This window comes from Flavobacterium sp. W21_SRS_FM6, assembly GCF_052119645.1.
GTDB lineage: Bacteria > Pseudomonadota > Gammaproteobacteria > Enterobacterales > Alteromonadaceae > Paraglaciecola.
Map to the genome: position 1 here is coordinate 122,457 of NZ_JBGQOM010000002.1, position 16,896 is coordinate 139,352.

The window sequence follows — 16,896 nt, forward strand, 5'->3', positions numbered from 1 at the left end:
CAACAACGCCTCATTGATGAGGCGTTTTTTATAGTGACGGGTATTCTTTAGCCGCTTCAATGCAGCTCTCCATTGGGCGCTGGGTTATTCTTACATCACCCGCTACTCTGACACTAACGCACTCCCCTACTGCACCGGATTTTTTACCGACAATCACCGTGACCACATCACCATCTACTGCTTTTAACTGATATTCATAACCTTTAGAGCTACCTTCAAAAATCGCGGCAAACAAACCGCCTACTAAAGCCCCAGCTATGCCGCCCGCAATCATATCTTCTTTGTCGCCATCAGAGCCTTCAATTACACCACCGATTGCACCAACGGCCATGCCTTCGCCGATATAGGATTTAAATCTAACTTTTTTTACCTCTTGCACATAAGCATAAAATTCAGTTACAAACTGGTTCTGGGCTCTTCGATCCACATCAGTGGAATTAGCACAACCAACCAATAGCGACCCTAAGAGAAAAACACCTACGTAAGCCAATTTGTTTTGCATATATCGTCCTAGTTTTTTTAACACTCACCTATCCTAAGCAGCAAAATAATGAAACTTGCCTGAACATAAGCTTAACGACTTATCCGAATCAATGTAATATCAAGACACTTAGTTATTCAATTGGAGTCGATATTTTGATGAAGTTTTCTCGGTTTGTTACTTACGCTGGCTGTTTAGTTTTATTAACCGCATGTGCCAAATCTCCTATGGGCAGAAACCAGCTCAAACTCTATTCAAATCAACAACTAGCCGGAATGGGACAACAAACCTTTGACGGAATGAAAGCCGAACAAAAAGTATCCAGCAAAGCAGTGACTAACGAATTTGTCAATTGTGTCGCCAACGCGATTACTAAACATGTGCCCAACTCAGTATTTAATGGCCAATGGGAAGTGGTGGTATTTGACGATCCACAAGTAAACGCATTTGCCTTACCAGGAGGAAAAATTGGTGTTTACACGGGCTTATTGGCGGTTGCAGAAAACCAAGAACAGCTGGCAGCGGTTATAGGTCATGAAGTAGGCCATGTTATTGCCGAGCACGGTAACGAAAGGATGTCGAGTAGTACGTTAATAGGTATTGGTATGGAAGCCACCAATGCCTTGTTGCAAGCCAATGAGATTGCCAATAACAACTTAATCATGGCGGCAATCGGCGCAGGAGTGCAAGTAGGTGTGCAATTACCCTTTAGCCGCACCCATGAAAGCGAGGCTGACTTAATCGGTTTAGAACTCATGGCCCAATCTGGTTTTGCGCCTGGTGAAGCCGTGAAGCTGTGGCAAAACATGGCAAAAGCCAGTGGTGATCAACGTCAACCAGAGTTGTTATCTACTCACCCCTTACCCGCTACTCGGATTAGCAATATCGAGCAACACTTGCCTGCCGCGGTGGCTATGTTCAATAGCGCTTCTGATAAACCTAAGTGCAAGAGGTAATTGGATTAATTTGTAACAAAATGCAAAAAAATTGTACACATCGTGATCATCAGATAGACTCGCGACAGAATGTTTAACGTTTAAACATTCATTAAAACGAATAAGAAGGATGTTTAAATGAGTTTTATGTCAGAGTTTAAGAAATTTGCAATGAAAGGCAACGTGGTCGATATGGCGGTCGGTATTATTATCGGTGCCGCTTTTGGTAAGATCGTTGCTTCTTTCGTTGGTGATATTTTAATGCCGCCTCTTGGCCTAGCCTTAGGTGGAGTGAACTTTACTGATTTGGCTTATGTACTAAAAGACGCCACTGCAGAAAGTCCAGCGGTCGCAATCGCTTGGGGTAAATTTGTTCAAACTGTAATAGACTTTGTTATTATTGCATTTGCTGTTTTTGTGGGTGTTAAAGCGATGAACTCGATGAAAAAGAAAGAAGAAGCTGCTCCGGCTGCTCCAGCTGCACCACCTAAGCAAGAAGTATTACTTGAAGAAATTCGTGATTTGTTGAAAAAATAAAACGCTACTTGATTTAGTAAGCCAGATTCGTCGCCGAATCTGGCTTTTTTTGATCTTACGATTCGGTTTTATGTAAATGTACATCCATTTGAGGATAAGGAATGCTAATGCCTTCTTCGTCAAATCTTAATTTTACCGCTTCGGTGAAATCAAATTTAACTGCCCAGTAATCTGATGAATTAACCCAAGGGCGCACAACAAAATTAACACTGCTATCAGCTAATTCAGATACTGCAACCGTTGGCGCTGGATCTTTCAGAATACGCTCATCAGCAGCAACCATTTCCTTCAATATTTCTTTGGCTTTTCTTAAGTCACTGTCGTAACCAATGCCAACAACCATATCAACTCGACGAGTCGGTTTAGCTGAATAGTTAACAATGTTGCCACCGTAAATAGACCCATTTGGTACGATGATTTCTTTATTATCGCCCGTTGTCATCACGGTAGTAAAAATACTGATGCTTTTTACGACACCCGCTGTACCACCAGCCTCAACAAAATCACCGGCTTTAAAAGGACGGAACACCAACAACATCACACCCGCCGCAAAATTTTGTAGTGAGCCTTGTAACGACAAACCAATAGCTAAACCAGCTGCACCTAAAATAGCCACCAAAGACGTGGTATCAACGCCTAAACGATCGAGTGAAGCAACAATGACAAACAGCATTAAAATCGCATTCAATATGGCTTTAACAAAGTCGACAAGCATATTGTCGTACTTAGAACGCGCTAATACCTTGCCAAATAAGTTAACCAAAATCTTAACGATAATACGGCCAACGATATAAATGATAAGTGCCATCACGATATTGATGGACCAAGGGATAACGTAGGTGTCGACTAAACGGGATATATCTTCTGAATTAAAATCAAACATTGTGTGCTCCGATTGTGGATGTTATTTCCGATGTGTTATGTGTAGCGTGGGCATTCTAAAACATAACAAAGAGCATGTAAAAACTAGCGCGCTGTGTTTTAAGCAGCCCTTATTTTCATCATTTCGTCATCATCTGCGTTTATCATCCTTTCGCTGTTACATTACGGCGCGCCAATCAGTTTTACCTTGATTAAAATCATTTTTGAGATCTCAAGAATGTTGGTGCTATACTGCGGCTTCCGTAAAATCGGAGGCTTAATATTTTTAAAGGAATTGAAAATGTTGCTACTATATTTTTTAGTTTTTTCTATCGTAATACTGTTGGCTTTTTCATTATCGAAAGAAACGGGCAAAAACACCAAGCATGCGCGAAAAGGAGCTAACGCCATAGCTAATAAGTCGCAAGCTAATGTTCAATTACGCACCACCACTGTGATAGAAATCAACTAGTCTTATCTGTAATCCCGTTAAGTTGGAACCCTTAACGGGATTATTTTCTTTAACCCCTCCCCCTTTTATTGTTACCATTTACGCTCTTTTCAGCTTAGATTCCTCTTAATGCGAATTTCACGAATTTTTCATCCCGACCTGTTAAGTGTCGACGAACACGTTACCCTTGGCGATGACGCCACCAACCACTTAGCCAATGTACTCAGGGCTAAAGTCGGTCAGCCTCTCATTCTATTTAATGGTGACGGGGCAGAATACAGTGCTCACGTTGTCGATATCACCAAACGAAAAGTCATAGTGTGTATCGATACCAAATTGTCCTTGTCTGTTGAGTCTCCCCTTAAACTTCATTTAGGACAGGGGATTTCTCGTGGCGATCGGATGGACTGGGTCATCCAAAAAGCCGTTGAATTAGGCGTAAGTGAAATCAGCCCTCTCATCACTGAACGATGTGGGGTAAAACTAAGCGCCGAGAGATGGCTAAAGAAACATGAACAATGGCAAAAGTTAATTATTTCGGCCTGCGAACAATGTGGCAGAAATACCTTACCTACATTACATACGCCTATCGATTTTCATCAGTGGATTAGTCAATCTACAGAGCAACTACGCTTAACCCTACATCCCCGTGCTGAAAGTACTTTTCGCCATATTCGACTGCCCGTTTCTGGGGTAAGACTACTCATTGGTCCAGAAGGTGGTTTTTCTGATCAAGAAATTTACCAAACCGAACAGTCTGGCTTTCATACTATTCAAATGGGTCCAAGAGTATTACGCACTGAAACGGCAGCAATTGCCGCCATTGCTGCACTACAAGCGATCCATGGCGACTTATAGATATTGCAAACTTTACATATGAAACAAATCTGTTAACGTAATTAAACATGTATAACAATAACAAGAAAACATGCACTCGTTACAATTAGTTAGCAGTAATTTAAACACTAAAATTAGCACCGCCAGCCAACGTTTTTTAGACCATGCACGTGTGTCAGCGATGGAAGAAATTCTCAATGGTGGCTTACTTGATCAGGGCATCACGAAGATTGCCCTGTGTCTTGAAAAAATTACTGAAGCCAGTCTTTGCCAAGTTATTCTACACGCCGGCCAACACCAACGTTTTCGAGCGATTGGCGCGACATCGGGACTTTATACAGATTTTATTAAAAGCTGTATCAAAGACTATTACGCACAAAACCACCTTGAAGATGATGAGCTTACTCTTAAAAAGTCCTTACTAATTGATGGTGACTTGTCGCAATCTGCCGCCTGGTTCGGTCTGTTAGAAAGCGCTGAAAAACACGACATTCATGCAAGTTGTACACTTCCTGTGGTTAATTCTGTAGGGATGACGATTGCCTTAATCAGTGTGTTCTTTAATAAAAAAACGGTGCCAAGCAGTGAAAAACTCGCCGTATTACAACAAGGTGCACGTACGGTTGCTGCCCTCCTTACCCATGCTAAAAGTAAAGCGCTGGAGCTTCGTAAACACGTTAATTTGCATGAACAATTAGAAACCCGACAAATTGCGCTAGACGAATCAAATACCTTGGTAAAAAAAGCCCTAGCTCAGCGTACTGAAGTGCAAAGCCAATTAATCGAATTAGAGAGTATGGCGGCGCTCGGCACCATGATGTCGAGTTTAACCCATGAGGTAAATACCCCACTTGGTGTTGCATTAACCGCCTCAACATACCTAAGTGATATGCAAAAAGTCGTGCAGCATAAACTGAGCAACGACAATTTAAAAAAATCTGAACTGACTGACTATTTTCATGATGCCGCTGAAGCGTCTGAAATTATTGCACGAAATTTAAGCCGTGCTGATATCTTAATAAAAACCTTTAAACAGTTATCTTTAGATCAACACAGTCAAGATATTCGCTCATTCAATATTTGTGATTATGTCAGTGAGGTATTGCTGTCGCTTAAACCGCGCCTCAAGTCAACGCCTCATAAATTTTGTTTAGATATTCCCACAGACTTAAAAATAACCAGTAATGCGGGCGCGATTAGTCAGTTGCTGATTAATTTAATTCTCAATTCAGTCCAACATGCCTTTCCGTTAGGAATGACAGGACACATCAACATAAAAGTACGCCTATTCATAGCCGATTCACAAGGGCCAAAAATTCAGCTCGACTACACCGACAACGGTATTGGAATGAGTGAAGCCACTATTGAGAACATTTACAAACCCTTTTTTACCTTGGCTCGAGATTCCGGCGGTACGGGCTTAGGCATGCACATCTGCAACAATATTGTAATGAAAGTGCTCAGAGGAAATATCGACTGCAAATCCTCGTTGGGAAAAGGGGTGCACTTCTGTATCCAGTTCCCCTTACAAAACGAATAAAAGCTAAAAATTAAAAAGCCCCAAGTAGGGCTTACTCTACTTGGGGCTTTTTTGTCACTGATGACCTAGTGAAGAATTCGGGTCTTTAAGGTACCTTCAATCAAGGTCAATTGCTCAAAGGCTTCTGCAGCATCATCTGTTTCAACGTCAATAACCACATAACCAATATTGCCTTTGGTTTGTAAATATTGGGCAGCAATGTTAATACCCTTTTCTGCAAACGCTTGGTTGATTTTAGTCAACACACCAGGGGTATTGTGGTGAATATGCAGTAATCGAGAACGGTTGGTGTGCGATGGTAAAGATACCTCTGGAAAGTTGACGGCTGATAAGGTCGAGCCATTATCGCTGTATTTCGCTAACTTACCCGCAACTTCAATACCGATATTTTGCTGTGCTTCTTGAGTACTCCCGCCCACGTGCGGAGTCAATATTACATTATCAAAAGCGGTTAAAGGCGACTCAAAAAGGTCGTCATTTGACTTAGGCTCAACAGGAAATACATCAATCGCCGCACCAGACAGTTTGTTTGAATTTAAGGCATCAACTAAGGCGTCAATATCGATGACCGTGCCACGAGCAGCGTTCATAATGATCGCGCCGTCTTTCATCATGGCAAATTCTTTTGCGCCAATCATATTTTGCGTTTGTTCGGTTTCGGGTACATGCAAACTGATGACATCAGATGTTTTAAGTAATTGCTTTAAGGTTTTTACCTGAGTTGAATTACCTAATACTAATTTATCTTCGATATCATAAAACTGCACGCGCATACCAAGATGCTCAGCCAAAATACTTAATTGGGTGCCGATATGACCATAACCAATAATACCTAAGGTTTTGCCCCGCGCTTCAAAAGAGCCATTCGCAGATTTATCCCAAATTCCTTTATGTGCTTTTGCGTTTTTCGCTGGTACACCACGCAACAACAGGATCATTTGGCCTAAAGCTAACTCCGCCACCGAGCGAGTATTTGAGAACGGTGCATTAAATACCGGAATACCCCGTTTTTGCGCAGCCTCAAGATCTACTTGATTAGTACCAATACAGAAACACCCCACCGCCACTAGTTTGTTAGCCGCCTCAAACACCTTTTCAGACAAATGTGTACGAGAACGAATACCAATAAAGTGCACATCCTTAATCTTTTCGATTAACTCATCTTCAGGTAGCGAGGTTTTCAAATACTCAATGTTTTCATAACCGTTGGACTTTAGCGTATCCAAGGTACTTTGATGTAAACCTTCAAGTAATAAGATCTTAATTTTATCTTTTGGCAGTGACACTTTGCTCATTAGGGTTTCCGCATTACGATTGAGTGAAAATAAATTCAGACATCTGGACGTCTATTTGAGGAGAAAATAGCAGAATTCTGACGAATTAGAAAGAGAGTTACCTAGAAAAGGCACAAATAATCTCAGATTTTTAGTTATGGTTTATAAGGTATTGCCGTTCACAAAGCGGCCTCATACTATAAACGGGCAAAGCAATCCATTTGCAACAACAATACCCAAGACTCAAACGCTAAAACTGCGCCTCAAACCAGCTTTCAAAAATCAAACAAGCTGACACGCTGTCGACTTTTTGTTTGTCTAATTTTTTATAGCCCCCTAGTTCAAAAAGTCGCGCTTTGGCATCCACAGTGGTTAAACGCTCATCACTGGTTTCGACCGGCACGCGAAATTTAGCATTCAGCCGGTTAGCAAATTTCTTGGCTGCAAACGTCACGTGTTGGTTTGTGCCATCCATATTTAAGGGTAAGCCCACTACCACCAAGTGTGGCATCCACTCGGCAAATACATGCGCTAATGTGTCCCAATTGGGAATACCATCGACGGCTTTTAAGGCGTTTAAAGGTGAAGCCGTGCCGGTCACCTCTTGGCCTACTGCCACTCCAATACTTTTAGTGCCAAAATCAAAAATCAATACGGTTCTTTGCCCCAACCTAGCCACTACGCATGCCCAACATCAGGACCAAGCTGCCAAATATCAATGCCCAGCTTCTGCACCGCCGCTTCCCATTTTTTGTGAATAGGCACATCAAATAATAGGGCTAAGTCAGCTTCAATAGTCAGCCAAGAATTGGTTTGCAATTCTTCCTCAAGTTGTCCGGCAGACCATCCCGCATAACCCAATGTTACTATCGACTTATCTGGTCCACTGTGGTTTCCTAACGAGCCAAGTATGTCTTTGGATGTGGTCACCATCAGTTCATCGGTAAGTGCTAAACTTGAGCTCCAGCCCGCTTGGGTTGTATGTAAAATAAATCCCCTTTCTTGGCTAACCGGACCACCAGAGAGCACAATGACATTGGCTTTTTCTTCAAGCACAATGGCATCTTCATCGGTTTGGGCAATTAATTCTTTGAGCGTCATACCAATGGGCTGATTGAGCACTAGGCCCATTGTGCCTTTATCATTGTGTTCACATATATACGTTACCGTACGTGAAAAATACGGATCGCCCATAGTCGGCATCGCAATTAATAGGTGGTTTTGCAAACTCTGCATAGAGCTTAATGGCTCCCTTTAAAACGGCCGTTGGCTAAGCGCACTTCGATCGCATCAAATAACATACCAGTGATACTGATATCGTAAGCGGCTTCGATTTCTCGCACACAGGTTGGGCTAGTGACATTTATTTCAGTAATGCGATCACCAATCACATCGAGTCCAACAAAGATAAGGCCTTTTTCAACGAGAAGAGGCGCAATGGTTTCAGCGATTCTTTTATCTGACTCAGACAGAGGTTGTGGCCTGCCTGTGCCACCTGCGGCAAGGTTACCGCGGTTTTCACCTTTTGTAGGTAAACGGGCTAAGGCATAAGGTACAACCTGACCGTCAACAATCAAAATACGTTTATCGCCGTCTTTTATTTCCGGTAAATAACGTTGAAACATGGCGTAACGCGTGCCAAGTTCAGTCAGGGTTTCGATGATAACACCTAGGTTATTACCGTCTTCTTTCACTCTAAAAATAGAGGTGCCGCCCATACCATCCAGTGGTTTACAGATAATATCTTGATGGGTTTGATGAAATTCTCGAATCAGTTTGGCACTGCGGGTCACTAAGGTGTCTGGAATAAGCTCAGGAAACCAAGAGGTAAAGAGTTTCTCATTAAAATCCCGTAAACTTTGCGCTTTGTTCACCACTAACGTGCCGCATTGTTCTGCTAATTCGAACATCTGTGTTGCGTATAAAAACTCACCGTCAAACGGCGGATCTTTACGCATCAAAATCACGTCTAGCTCACCTAAAGATTGGGTTTTACTACCAGTAAACTCGTACCAGTTTTGCGCATCGTATTGCACTGACAAGCTGCGCATCGTCGCCATTGGTTTGCCATTGAGCAAATACAGATCACCCATTTCCATATAAAAGATCTCATAACCTCTCGCTTGAGCCGCCAGTAACATAGCAAAGCTAGTATCTTTTTTGATATTGATGCTTGCAATGGGATCCATCACAATACCGAGTTTAATAGTCAATTTGAATCCTTACTATTTGGTAAAACAGGTGAGTACAGTTGCCAAGGTTTGATGCATTATAACCCTTAGGCTCATAATCTAGCGACGAAAGTTATAAATTCAAGGTGCTGGGCCAAATATCTCACTTTAAAATGGGTTTAAAAATAAAGGTTTATGCCAGTTTTTGTGTTCGTGAGTCGTGCGACTCAAGCCACTTTAACGCAAATATAAGCGAGTTGGGTGACGTAAGAAAAGCTGGTCAGGTATGGTTTATCCGACATAATTTGGCATAATATGCGAACGTCACAAGGAGGCGATGCTTTGCCCATACAAACCGATTTAGTCGCTGACTTTGACTTCAAACCTTACCAGCAACTCGAGCAGCTAATACAACCAGGCGACGTGATTGCGTTTGGTGGCAACAGTTTGTTTTCTCGCTGGGCAAAGTTAACCACTCGCTCTGTTGTCACCCATCTAGCCCTTGTTTTAGACACTAAAACGCCTTACGGCAATCCGCAAAGCCCCATTCATCAGATCATCGAATCAACGTGTTATGGCGGCAACTCTGGGGTAATGATCAATCGCCTATGCGAACGCATAGCCACTTACGATGGCAGCGTATGGTGGTTACCTCTTAGTGAAGCAAGCCGTAACACCTTTGAGCTCAACAAAACAGAATGCATAAACTTTTTGCGTTCGCAATTATACAAACCTTACGACATCAGCCAACTATTTGGCTCCACTGTTGATGCCACCGACACGCTGCCTTTTTTCAGATATTTAAGTTATAACGTCGAAGATTTTTCACAGTGGTTTTGTTCAGAACTGGTTGCAGCAGCCTTGGGAATAGGTAAGTTAATTCATAATATAAATGCGTCTGAGTGCACGCCTATCGATATTTGTCAGTTAGCGATTTTTCACCAACGATATACGCAAATTCGCGGCCCCAAAACTGCAATTTCAGGGTTTAACACTATCTTACCCGCCAATTTTATGGTCTGAATATTGTCTACAACCACAAAAAAGCCCTGATAAACAGGGCCAGTAAAACCGTGTGCGTTACTCGATTTAAAATGCGTTTTCTTGGTGAATTTTGATAAATAAGGAAGTGCCGTATTTGCTGTAATCAACCTTGTACTCTTTGCCGTTAATAGTCTGAATAAACAATAACGTTTTTTCTTCACCAAAAATTTCTTGGCTGGTTACATCAACCAATTCCATTTCTTTCATTTTTGCATCGCGTTTGTTATCAGGAATTTCTCCTGTGTATTCTTTAATCGCTTTATGGGTAACGATAACAGCAGGTTGATCTTCACCGTTAGTTACCAATAAATCTAGTTTTCTGATCTTATGTATTAGGGTGTTGCGGCCACTCACCAAAAAAGGCTTTTCGTTCATCTTATTCTCCATACTGCGCAAGGACGCTAAATATAGTTAGTCTGCATTTGTTAAGAAGATATCAAAGTTTTTTCTGCCTTGCACTTTATTGTTGCGAAGGTACGCGGCTTATTCTAACTTGCGATCCTTACCTTGATTTTCAGTGCTCAAAAATGCGTCATCACTTAGACTAGCCAAAAATGCCAACAAATCCTGTTTTTCTTCAGCTTGCAAAGTAAACCCCTGAATAAAAGGGCTTTTTAATGGGTTATTGATACCTGCTGCACGTCCACCTGCGGCATAAAAATCGATAACGTCAGCCAAAGTAGCCAAACTGCCATCATGCATATACGGCGCGCTATACTGTACGTTTCTTAAGGTGGGCGCTCGAAAACGCCCCATATCTTGCGCCTTATGTGTCACTTCATATAAACCTTGGTCATGCAACGGAAACGCGCCAACGCCATCTTCATTATATAAACCGGTATTGTGAAACGGCCGCAAATCTAAGCGCTGGTTTTCATGCTGACTTGATTGGGTAAAGTTAAAACCACCGTGGCAATGAAAACATTCTAAACGCTCTGAAAAAAACAGTTCCATACCCCGTAGCGCCGATTCACTCATGGCATCATCTTGAGCGAGATAAGCATAGCGATCGAAAGGCGAATTCAAACTCACCAAACTGCGTACGTAACTGGCTAAGGCAAAAACAATACGCTCAAAATTGGCGTCAGCCCCATCAAAGGCTTGCTCAAATAAAGGTCGATACCTCGCAGTATTAAAACGGTTAAGCACCTCTTTTTCATGGCCAGTAATCCCAAGTTCCACAGGATCTTCAGCAAACATGGGTATCAAAATCTGTTGCTCAATAGTATTTATACCAGAATGCGCCCACGTTAAATTACTGTTATAAGCAATATTAACCAGCGCTTGCGAATTGCGTCTCAGCACCTGTTGCGTTGCCCCCATTGCAAACTGACTATTTTGTGCAAACGCAAATTCAGGTTGATGGCAAGAAGCACACGACACCGATTGGTTAAACGACAAATTAACATCAAAAAATAGTGCACGGCCTAGCGCAACTTTGGCTTCACTCATCGGATTGTCTGCAGGCACGATGGGTTCGGGAAACCCTATCGGTATTGGCCACTTATAAGGATCAGGCGCAGGTTTACACGCCACTATAGCGGCAATGGCCAATAAAAAAGCGATGTATTTCACGCTTCTACAAAGCATATTATTGCCATTCAAAAACCTGATTATCAGACATGTTTTTCATGATTTGTACGCAGCTTTCTTGATCAGGTTGCATCAAGCATGCTGTTTTGTTGTTAAGTGCAACACCGCTCAACAAGCGGTCTAAATGTAAGACCAATGTCTCACCTTGCTGCTGTTTAGGCAAATCAAAGGTCACGCGGTTAGGTTGCCCACATTGCATGGTAGGTGCTCGCATTGCAGAATCGGCATAACATTCAGTGCTGCCAAGATGAAAAACCCAGCTTTGCTCGTCACCCAACATATCAAGGCGCATAAATTTGTGCCCAGCCCGCCACGACCAAAACATTGAAGGAATATTCAGCGGCGATGCTTGGCTAAGTGGGTTTAGGTGATTTAGTTCAAAGGGGATTCCGAGGGTAAATTGCAATTGCATGACCTCGGAAAAATCAATAGGCTGAGCAAGTTGTAAGCTTGCATGATAAGCAGAGATAAGCGGGCCGCTTTGTTCTGTTTGACTTGCTTGTTCCGCACAATCGGTATATTGCAGTAAAGCCACATCATTGCTTTGCCAGTCGTTAGTGGTGAGAGGCAAGGCCTGTTGCACCCCATTTTGGCTAACATTCAGCTCACTGATAAAAAACGCGAGTTGATTAATGCTCCAGTTTTGCTCATCCAAGCTTACTATTTGCTCGCACCTTATGGGAGCTTGTTGAAAAAACACCTCAACTTTAATCTCGCTCAGCGTGGGGTTGTCTTGCAACTTGCTACAGGCGCTAGACAGTAAAATAAAAACTAACACCAAAGTATTTTGCATAGCTTGGTGTAAAAATCGACATCTTGTTGTTAATCTATCGTTAATCATCTTTTGGGTAATAACTGTGATAATACGTTTATGCAAAAGCGGCATGATGCTGCTTACCTTGGTGCTCAGTCAAGGGATTCACGCACATGCAGAGCACGATAAAGCCAGATTTGTTGCCAACAATGGGCTTGACGAAGGTTTATGCAATAACCGATTTAGACCTTGTAAAACAGTTACTTACGCAGCGCAGCATGCCGCCAAAGGTGACAAAATATTAGTAGCACAGGGCCAATACCACATCACCTCTGCCGAAGATTTACTGTATCTAAGCGGTCAAGTTACTCCCGTTTTAGCCGGTTTCGACCAGGTTGATCAGTATCAAAATCAAAATCCAGACACTTTTGTTACCAGTATTAGTGGCGTGCCTGCTGAATATGCAGAGCAACTCAGCCAGCAAGGCTTTCATGTCATTCGCGACAGCAAATCCTTACCGCAAATCAGTTTAATGGCCAAAAACAGTGCTTTTAGCCCGCTTAGCGTCATGCAAAAAAGCCAAGGAGCACAAAGCTGCACGGCCGGGCAAGCGAGTGGTTTTGCGTGTGAAAACATTTCGTTGTTGTCTCATGTAGCATTAGCCGATTTTCCTTCATCGCCACAGTCTGCCAATGATATTTGGGGTCATGTTGATTTAAATAACGGTAAAGAATACGCGTTAATTGGCCTAAGCAACGCCATTAGCGTAGTGGATGTAAGCCAACCTGAAAGCCCAGTAATTGTAGGAAGTATTAGCGGGCAAGCCACTACGTGGCGAGATATCAAAGTATGGCAATATTTTGATGTCACGGAAAATCGCTGGAAAGCCTACGCCTATGCCAGTGCTGACAATGTCAGTGAAGGTCTCACCATTATTAATTTATCGAACCTGCCCCAGAGTATCAGTGTAGCCAGCCGCCAAACCCTCGATGCCTCAGCGCACAACGTGTATATCAGCAACGTGGATTACGGTTTAAACATTGCCCACAACACCAGCCAGCCTTTACTACACGTGACGGGTTCTAATCGCTCAAACGGGGCATTTCGCTCATATAGCCTCCTTAATCCAGAGTCACCTAGTTTGCAGTATCAGTTGCCTAATGCGAGCCGCAGTGACTACACCCATGACGCCTCATCACTATTGATTACCGATAGCCGGGCGCAAAGCGATTGTGTTAATGCCACTGCACCGGGGTGCCAGGTGCTGCTTGATTTTAACGAAACCAGCTTACGAATTTGGGATCACAGCAATGCCAATCAAGCGACAGAGCTTAGCAACACCACCTATCCTTTAGCCGAGTACACCCACTCTGGTTGGTGGACCGAAGACAAACAATACGTCATTGTGCACGACGAGCTTGACGAACAGCGCCATGGCATCAACACCACCTTAAACATATTTGAAATTAGTGATCTAACTGCCCCTACTCTTGTCGGCACATGGACAGGCCCCACTCGCGCCATTGATCATAATGGCTTTGTGCGTGGAAACCGCTATTTTATGTCAAATTACGAGCGTGGTTTAACGGTGCTCGACATCACTCAAGCCGCAAGTCCACAGCAAATTGGCTATTTTGATACTTATCCGGTGTCTGACAATGGAGCATTTAATGGAGCATGGGGTGTTTACCCGTTTTTACCCAGCGGCAACATTCTTGTCAGTGATATCAACAGTGGTTTATTTGTTTTACAAGACAATACCTTGGCAGAAAATGGCGCCAGTGTGGCCTTTAGCCAAGGCGTTCTAGAGATTAATGAAGGTGATACCGCACAAATTTCGGTCACTAAAAGTGGGCCTAATAGCGGTACAGTCGCTTATGAAGTACTCAGTGGGTCTGCCAATAGCAGTGATTACCACATCACTCAAGGCGAGCTAAGCTGGCCAGCCAATGACAACACGCCACAGAACATGTCGATTAGCGTCAATATCGACTCGCTCGCAGAGCCCAACGAAGTCTTTTTTGTACGCTTAATCAACCCAACCAATGGCATTGCCCTTGGCAATCCCAATATATTGCAGCTTAAAATTACCGGCCTGAGTCAAACTGGCACCATCAGCTTTGCCCAAAGTACCTTGCAAGTAAAAGAAACCGACGGCGAATTTGAGGTAATCGTTGAACGCATTGGCGGCAGTGAAGAACAAATAGTCATTGAATACCGTGTGCAATCAGGCTCGGCGATTGTTGGGCAAGATATCGCCGACACTCAAGGGACTTTAACTTGGCAAGCCGGTGATAGCAGCAGTCGCACCTTACCAATTAGCGTGCTAAACGATACGCAATCTGAGCCTGACGAGTCATTTACGATTATACTGCAAGCCCCTGAAGCACGCTTTTTAGGCCAACAAACAAGCTTAGCCGTTACCATATTTGATGACGAATCCAATCAAGCACCACAAGCTGAGGCCGGTGAAAATTTTCAGGTTAATACTCGCCAATCAAGCCAGTTAAACGGCACTGGCAATGATCCTGAAGCACGTACCTTACGTTTTGCATGGCAACAAACTGCGGGCACGAGCGTTACTTTAAATAATGCCAATACCGCACAAGCCTCGTTTACCGCGCCAGCGGTGGCCGGCACATTAACGTTTAGCCTCACCGTAAGCGACGATTTTGGCTTAAACGCCACCGACAGTGTGCAGGTCAACGTAGTGAGCACCAACAGCACTACACCAACAGGGGGAAGTGGCGGAACCCTAGTTGCTTTACTCTGCCTAGCTATGCTAATTTTGCCCGCCCGTTTACGCCGTAAACTGTATATTAATCAACCCACTTAATACGACTCACCCAGTTTTATTATTCTAACTAAAAAATATAGGGAAATACTCTCATGCAAAACTTCCTAAAAGGCGCCATTGCGGTGGCCGTTATCGCTGGTGTGGCTGCCGCACCTAAATTGATCGGCTTATCAGTAGTCGAAAACTTGAATGCACACATCGCACAAATCAATGAAATTCCCAGTTATCAAGCCAGTATCAGAGAAGTTCATTCCTCTTGGTTTAATACCACAGCTGTTATTGATGTAGCGCTGAGCGTGCCGGAATTAGACGCCGAGATGCAAGAGGCCCTCACCTTTCACCTTGACTTCAGTGCCCAACATGGCCCGATTTTAATGGGTGAACAAATTGGTATTGGCCGCGAGGCGTGGAGCATCAGTTATCAAGGTGACAGTTTACGAGAAAAACTCGACTTTGCCGCTGAACAAGCACTTTATCGTTTTAATGCCAAAACCAGCCTATTAGGCGCAACGTCTATCAGCGACCGTGTTTTGCCATTCAACGTGACCATCAAAGAGTTTCAAGAAATCTCGATGCGTTTTAGCGGCTATCAAGGTAGCGGCGAAATACAGGGTAAACATATAAATTATCTGGCTAACATCGAAAAAATGAGCATCGATGGCGACGGTAAACATGCCTCCATTGACCATATTCAATTTGATACCAGCCTTGACGCAACACTAGACCAAATTTTCTCGGGTGAGGTGTACGACTCAATCGTCAAAGTTAGCATTGCCGCGATGCACTTTAAAGATGAACAAGATCCCGCCATGACCAGCAATGTCACCAATACCGTCATAACGGCAGAAAGTGATGCAGACCAAGCCAATAAGCTCTTCCATATTTTATCGTCATACTCAGTCGAAAGTTATCAGGTCATGGGCTCAGAAGGTCAAAACCTGCATCTTAATATCGATATGAATAACATCAGCACAGACTTTTTAAAAGCCTACCAAAATCAAATGCAAGAAGTCATGCAAAACCCACAAAACGATCCCGCCGCCACTCAAGAACAACTATTGGCGTTTATGGATGAGAACCTATTGGACTTACTTATTGCATCACCCGAACTCAATATCGCACAACTGAGTGGCACCATTGACCAAGGTAATTTTAGCGCTCAACTGTTTACCAAATTAGTCAATATCACCGCCCTACCCGACAACATGCTCGACACCGCATATTGGTTAAGCCACATTCAAGCCAGTACCAACATTGAGCTTGAGCAAAACATTGCTGAGATGGTGGCCAAGTTAGTGCTGAAGTCGCAGTTACAAGGCAACCCACAAATGGCCCAAGCAACGCCAGAAGAATTAGACGAAATAGCCATGCAACAAGCCCCGATGATGTTGCAAAATTTAGAACAACAAGGGCTACTGCAAACAACGGCAAACGGCTATAAACTCGTGGCAGAATTAAAAGACAGCCAAGCCACTTTAAACGGTAACCCAATTCCATTACCTATCCCATAGGCAGGTGTTGGACACAAAAAAGGTCGCAAATAAAACCTGCGACCTTTTTTACCTTGCAACAAGCGCACAAAAATCAACCAAACAGTCAGTCATTCACATGCAAACTAATG

General features: G+C 43.2%; 17 protein-coding genes. 8 read left to right on the forward strand and 9 right to left on the reverse strand.

Annotated features, from left to right (window positions below; translation table 11 throughout):
- Positions 1–28 precede the first annotated feature (28 nt).
- Positions 29–502 carry a hypothetical protein gene (locus tag ACEN2L_RS03745; protein WP_441741804.1) on the reverse strand — a complete coding sequence of 158 codons (474 nt, stop codon included), beginning with the start codon at positions 500–502 and terminating at the stop codon, positions 29–31.
- Positions 503–639: 137 nt separating this feature from the next.
- Here ACEN2L_RS03745 and ACEN2L_RS03750 point away from each other — a divergent pair, with 137 nt between their 5' ends.
- Complete coding sequence (locus ACEN2L_RS03750) at positions 640–1,437, forward strand: M48 family metallopeptidase (protein ID WP_306020451.1); 798 nt, start codon at positions 640–642, stop codon at positions 1,435–1,437.
- A gap of 117 nt (positions 1,438–1,554) precedes the next feature.
- Entirely contained in the window at positions 1,555–1,953 is a 399-nt protein-coding gene (mscL, locus tag ACEN2L_RS03755; RefSeq protein WP_441741806.1) for a large-conductance mechanosensitive channel protein MscL, read from the forward strand.
- 55 nt (positions 1,954–2,008) lie between these two features.
- On the opposite strand, the gene ACEN2L_RS03760 is transcribed toward mscL, so the two are convergent.
- Positions 2,009–2,836 (reverse strand): mechanosensitive ion channel family protein, encoded by an 828-nt coding sequence (locus ACEN2L_RS03760; protein ID WP_306020408.1) that lies wholly within the window; start codon positions 2,834–2,836, stop codon positions 2,009–2,011.
- A 279-nt stretch (positions 2,837–3,115) separates the two neighbouring features.
- Between ACEN2L_RS03760 and ACEN2L_RS03765 the strand changes: the two genes are divergently transcribed.
- The 3 genes from ACEN2L_RS03765 (at position 3,116) to ACEN2L_RS03775 (ending at position 5,642) form a co-directional block, all read left to right on the forward strand.
- The gene (locus ACEN2L_RS03765; RefSeq protein WP_306020407.1) at positions 3,116–3,286 is read left to right on the forward strand and encodes a hypothetical protein; all 171 of its coding nucleotides are present in this window, start codon (positions 3,116–3,118) and stop codon (positions 3,284–3,286) included.
- A gap of 108 nt (positions 3,287–3,394) precedes the next feature.
- Positions 3,395–4,123, forward strand: coding sequence for a 16S rRNA (uracil(1498)-N(3))-methyltransferase (locus ACEN2L_RS03770; RefSeq protein WP_306020405.1), 729 nt, complete (start codon positions 3,395–3,397; stop codon positions 4,121–4,123).
- A 70-nt stretch (positions 4,124–4,193) separates the two neighbouring features.
- Positions 4,194–5,642: a sensor histidine kinase gene (locus ACEN2L_RS03775; RefSeq protein WP_441741809.1), complete on the forward strand. Its 1,449-nt coding sequence runs from the start codon at positions 4,194–4,196 to the stop codon at positions 5,640–5,642.
- A 65-nt stretch (positions 5,643–5,707) separates the two neighbouring features.
- On the opposite strand, the gene serA is transcribed toward ACEN2L_RS03775, so the two are convergent.
- The 4 genes from serA to gshB form a co-directional block, all read right to left on the reverse strand.
- A complete protein-coding gene (gene serA, locus ACEN2L_RS03780) occupies positions 5,708–6,937 on the reverse strand; it encodes a phosphoglycerate dehydrogenase (protein ID WP_441741811.1) in 1,230 nt (409 codons plus the stop codon).
- A 229-nt stretch (positions 6,938–7,166) separates the two neighbouring features.
- The gene (ruvX, locus tag ACEN2L_RS03785; RefSeq protein WP_441741813.1) at positions 7,167–7,595 is read right to left on the reverse strand and encodes a Holliday junction resolvase RuvX; all 429 of its coding nucleotides are present in this window, start codon (positions 7,593–7,595) and stop codon (positions 7,167–7,169) included.
- Complete coding sequence (locus ACEN2L_RS03790) at positions 7,595–8,152, reverse strand: YqgE/AlgH family protein (protein WP_306020401.1); 558 nt, start codon at positions 8,150–8,152, stop codon at positions 7,595–7,597. The genes ruvX and ACEN2L_RS03790 overlap by 1 nt, the downstream gene beginning before the upstream one ends.
- A gap of 5 nt (positions 8,153–8,157) precedes the next feature.
- Positions 8,158–9,129, reverse strand: a complete 972-nt coding sequence (gene gshB, locus ACEN2L_RS03795; protein ID WP_441741815.1) for a glutathione synthase — start codon at positions 9,127–9,129, stop codon at positions 8,158–8,160.
- A 273-nt stretch (positions 9,130–9,402) separates the two neighbouring features.
- Between gshB and ACEN2L_RS03800 the strand changes: the two genes are divergently transcribed.
- Positions 9,403–10,110 (forward strand): hypothetical protein, encoded by a 708-nt coding sequence (locus tag ACEN2L_RS03800; RefSeq protein ID WP_441741817.1) that lies wholly within the window; start codon positions 9,403–9,405, stop codon positions 10,108–10,110.
- A gap of 66 nt (positions 10,111–10,176) precedes the next feature.
- Here the strand turns inward: ACEN2L_RS03800 and ACEN2L_RS03805 are convergent, their stop codons facing one another.
- From ACEN2L_RS03805 to ACEN2L_RS03815, 3 genes are all read right to left on the reverse strand, one after another.
- Entirely contained in the window at positions 10,177–10,506 is a 330-nt protein-coding gene (locus ACEN2L_RS03805; RefSeq protein ID WP_441741819.1) for a hypothetical protein, read from the reverse strand.
- Positions 10,507–10,614: 108 nt separating this feature from the next.
- Positions 10,615–11,721, reverse strand: a complete 1,107-nt coding sequence (locus ACEN2L_RS03810) for an MbnH family di-heme enzyme (protein ID WP_441741821.1) — start codon at positions 11,719–11,721, stop codon at positions 10,615–10,617.
- 1 nt (position 11,722) lies between these two features.
- Positions 11,723–12,610, reverse strand: coding sequence for an MbnP family copper-binding protein (locus ACEN2L_RS03815; protein WP_441741823.1), 888 nt, complete (start codon positions 12,608–12,610; stop codon positions 11,723–11,725).
- Between ACEN2L_RS03815 and ACEN2L_RS03820 the strand changes: the two genes are divergently transcribed.
- Together ACEN2L_RS03820 and ACEN2L_RS03825 are read left to right on the forward strand one after the other, a co-directional pair.
- Positions 12,582–15,314, forward strand: a complete 2,733-nt coding sequence (locus ACEN2L_RS03820) for a choice-of-anchor B family protein (RefSeq protein WP_441741825.1) — start codon at positions 12,582–12,584, stop codon at positions 15,312–15,314. The genes ACEN2L_RS03815 and ACEN2L_RS03820 overlap by 29 nt on opposite strands.
- Positions 15,315–15,367: 53 nt before the next feature.
- The gene (locus ACEN2L_RS03825; RefSeq protein ID WP_441741827.1) at positions 15,368–16,786 is read left to right on the forward strand and encodes a YdgA family protein; all 1,419 of its coding nucleotides are present in this window, start codon (positions 15,368–15,370) and stop codon (positions 16,784–16,786) included.
- The last annotated feature ends 110 nt before the right edge of the window (positions 16,787–16,896 follow it).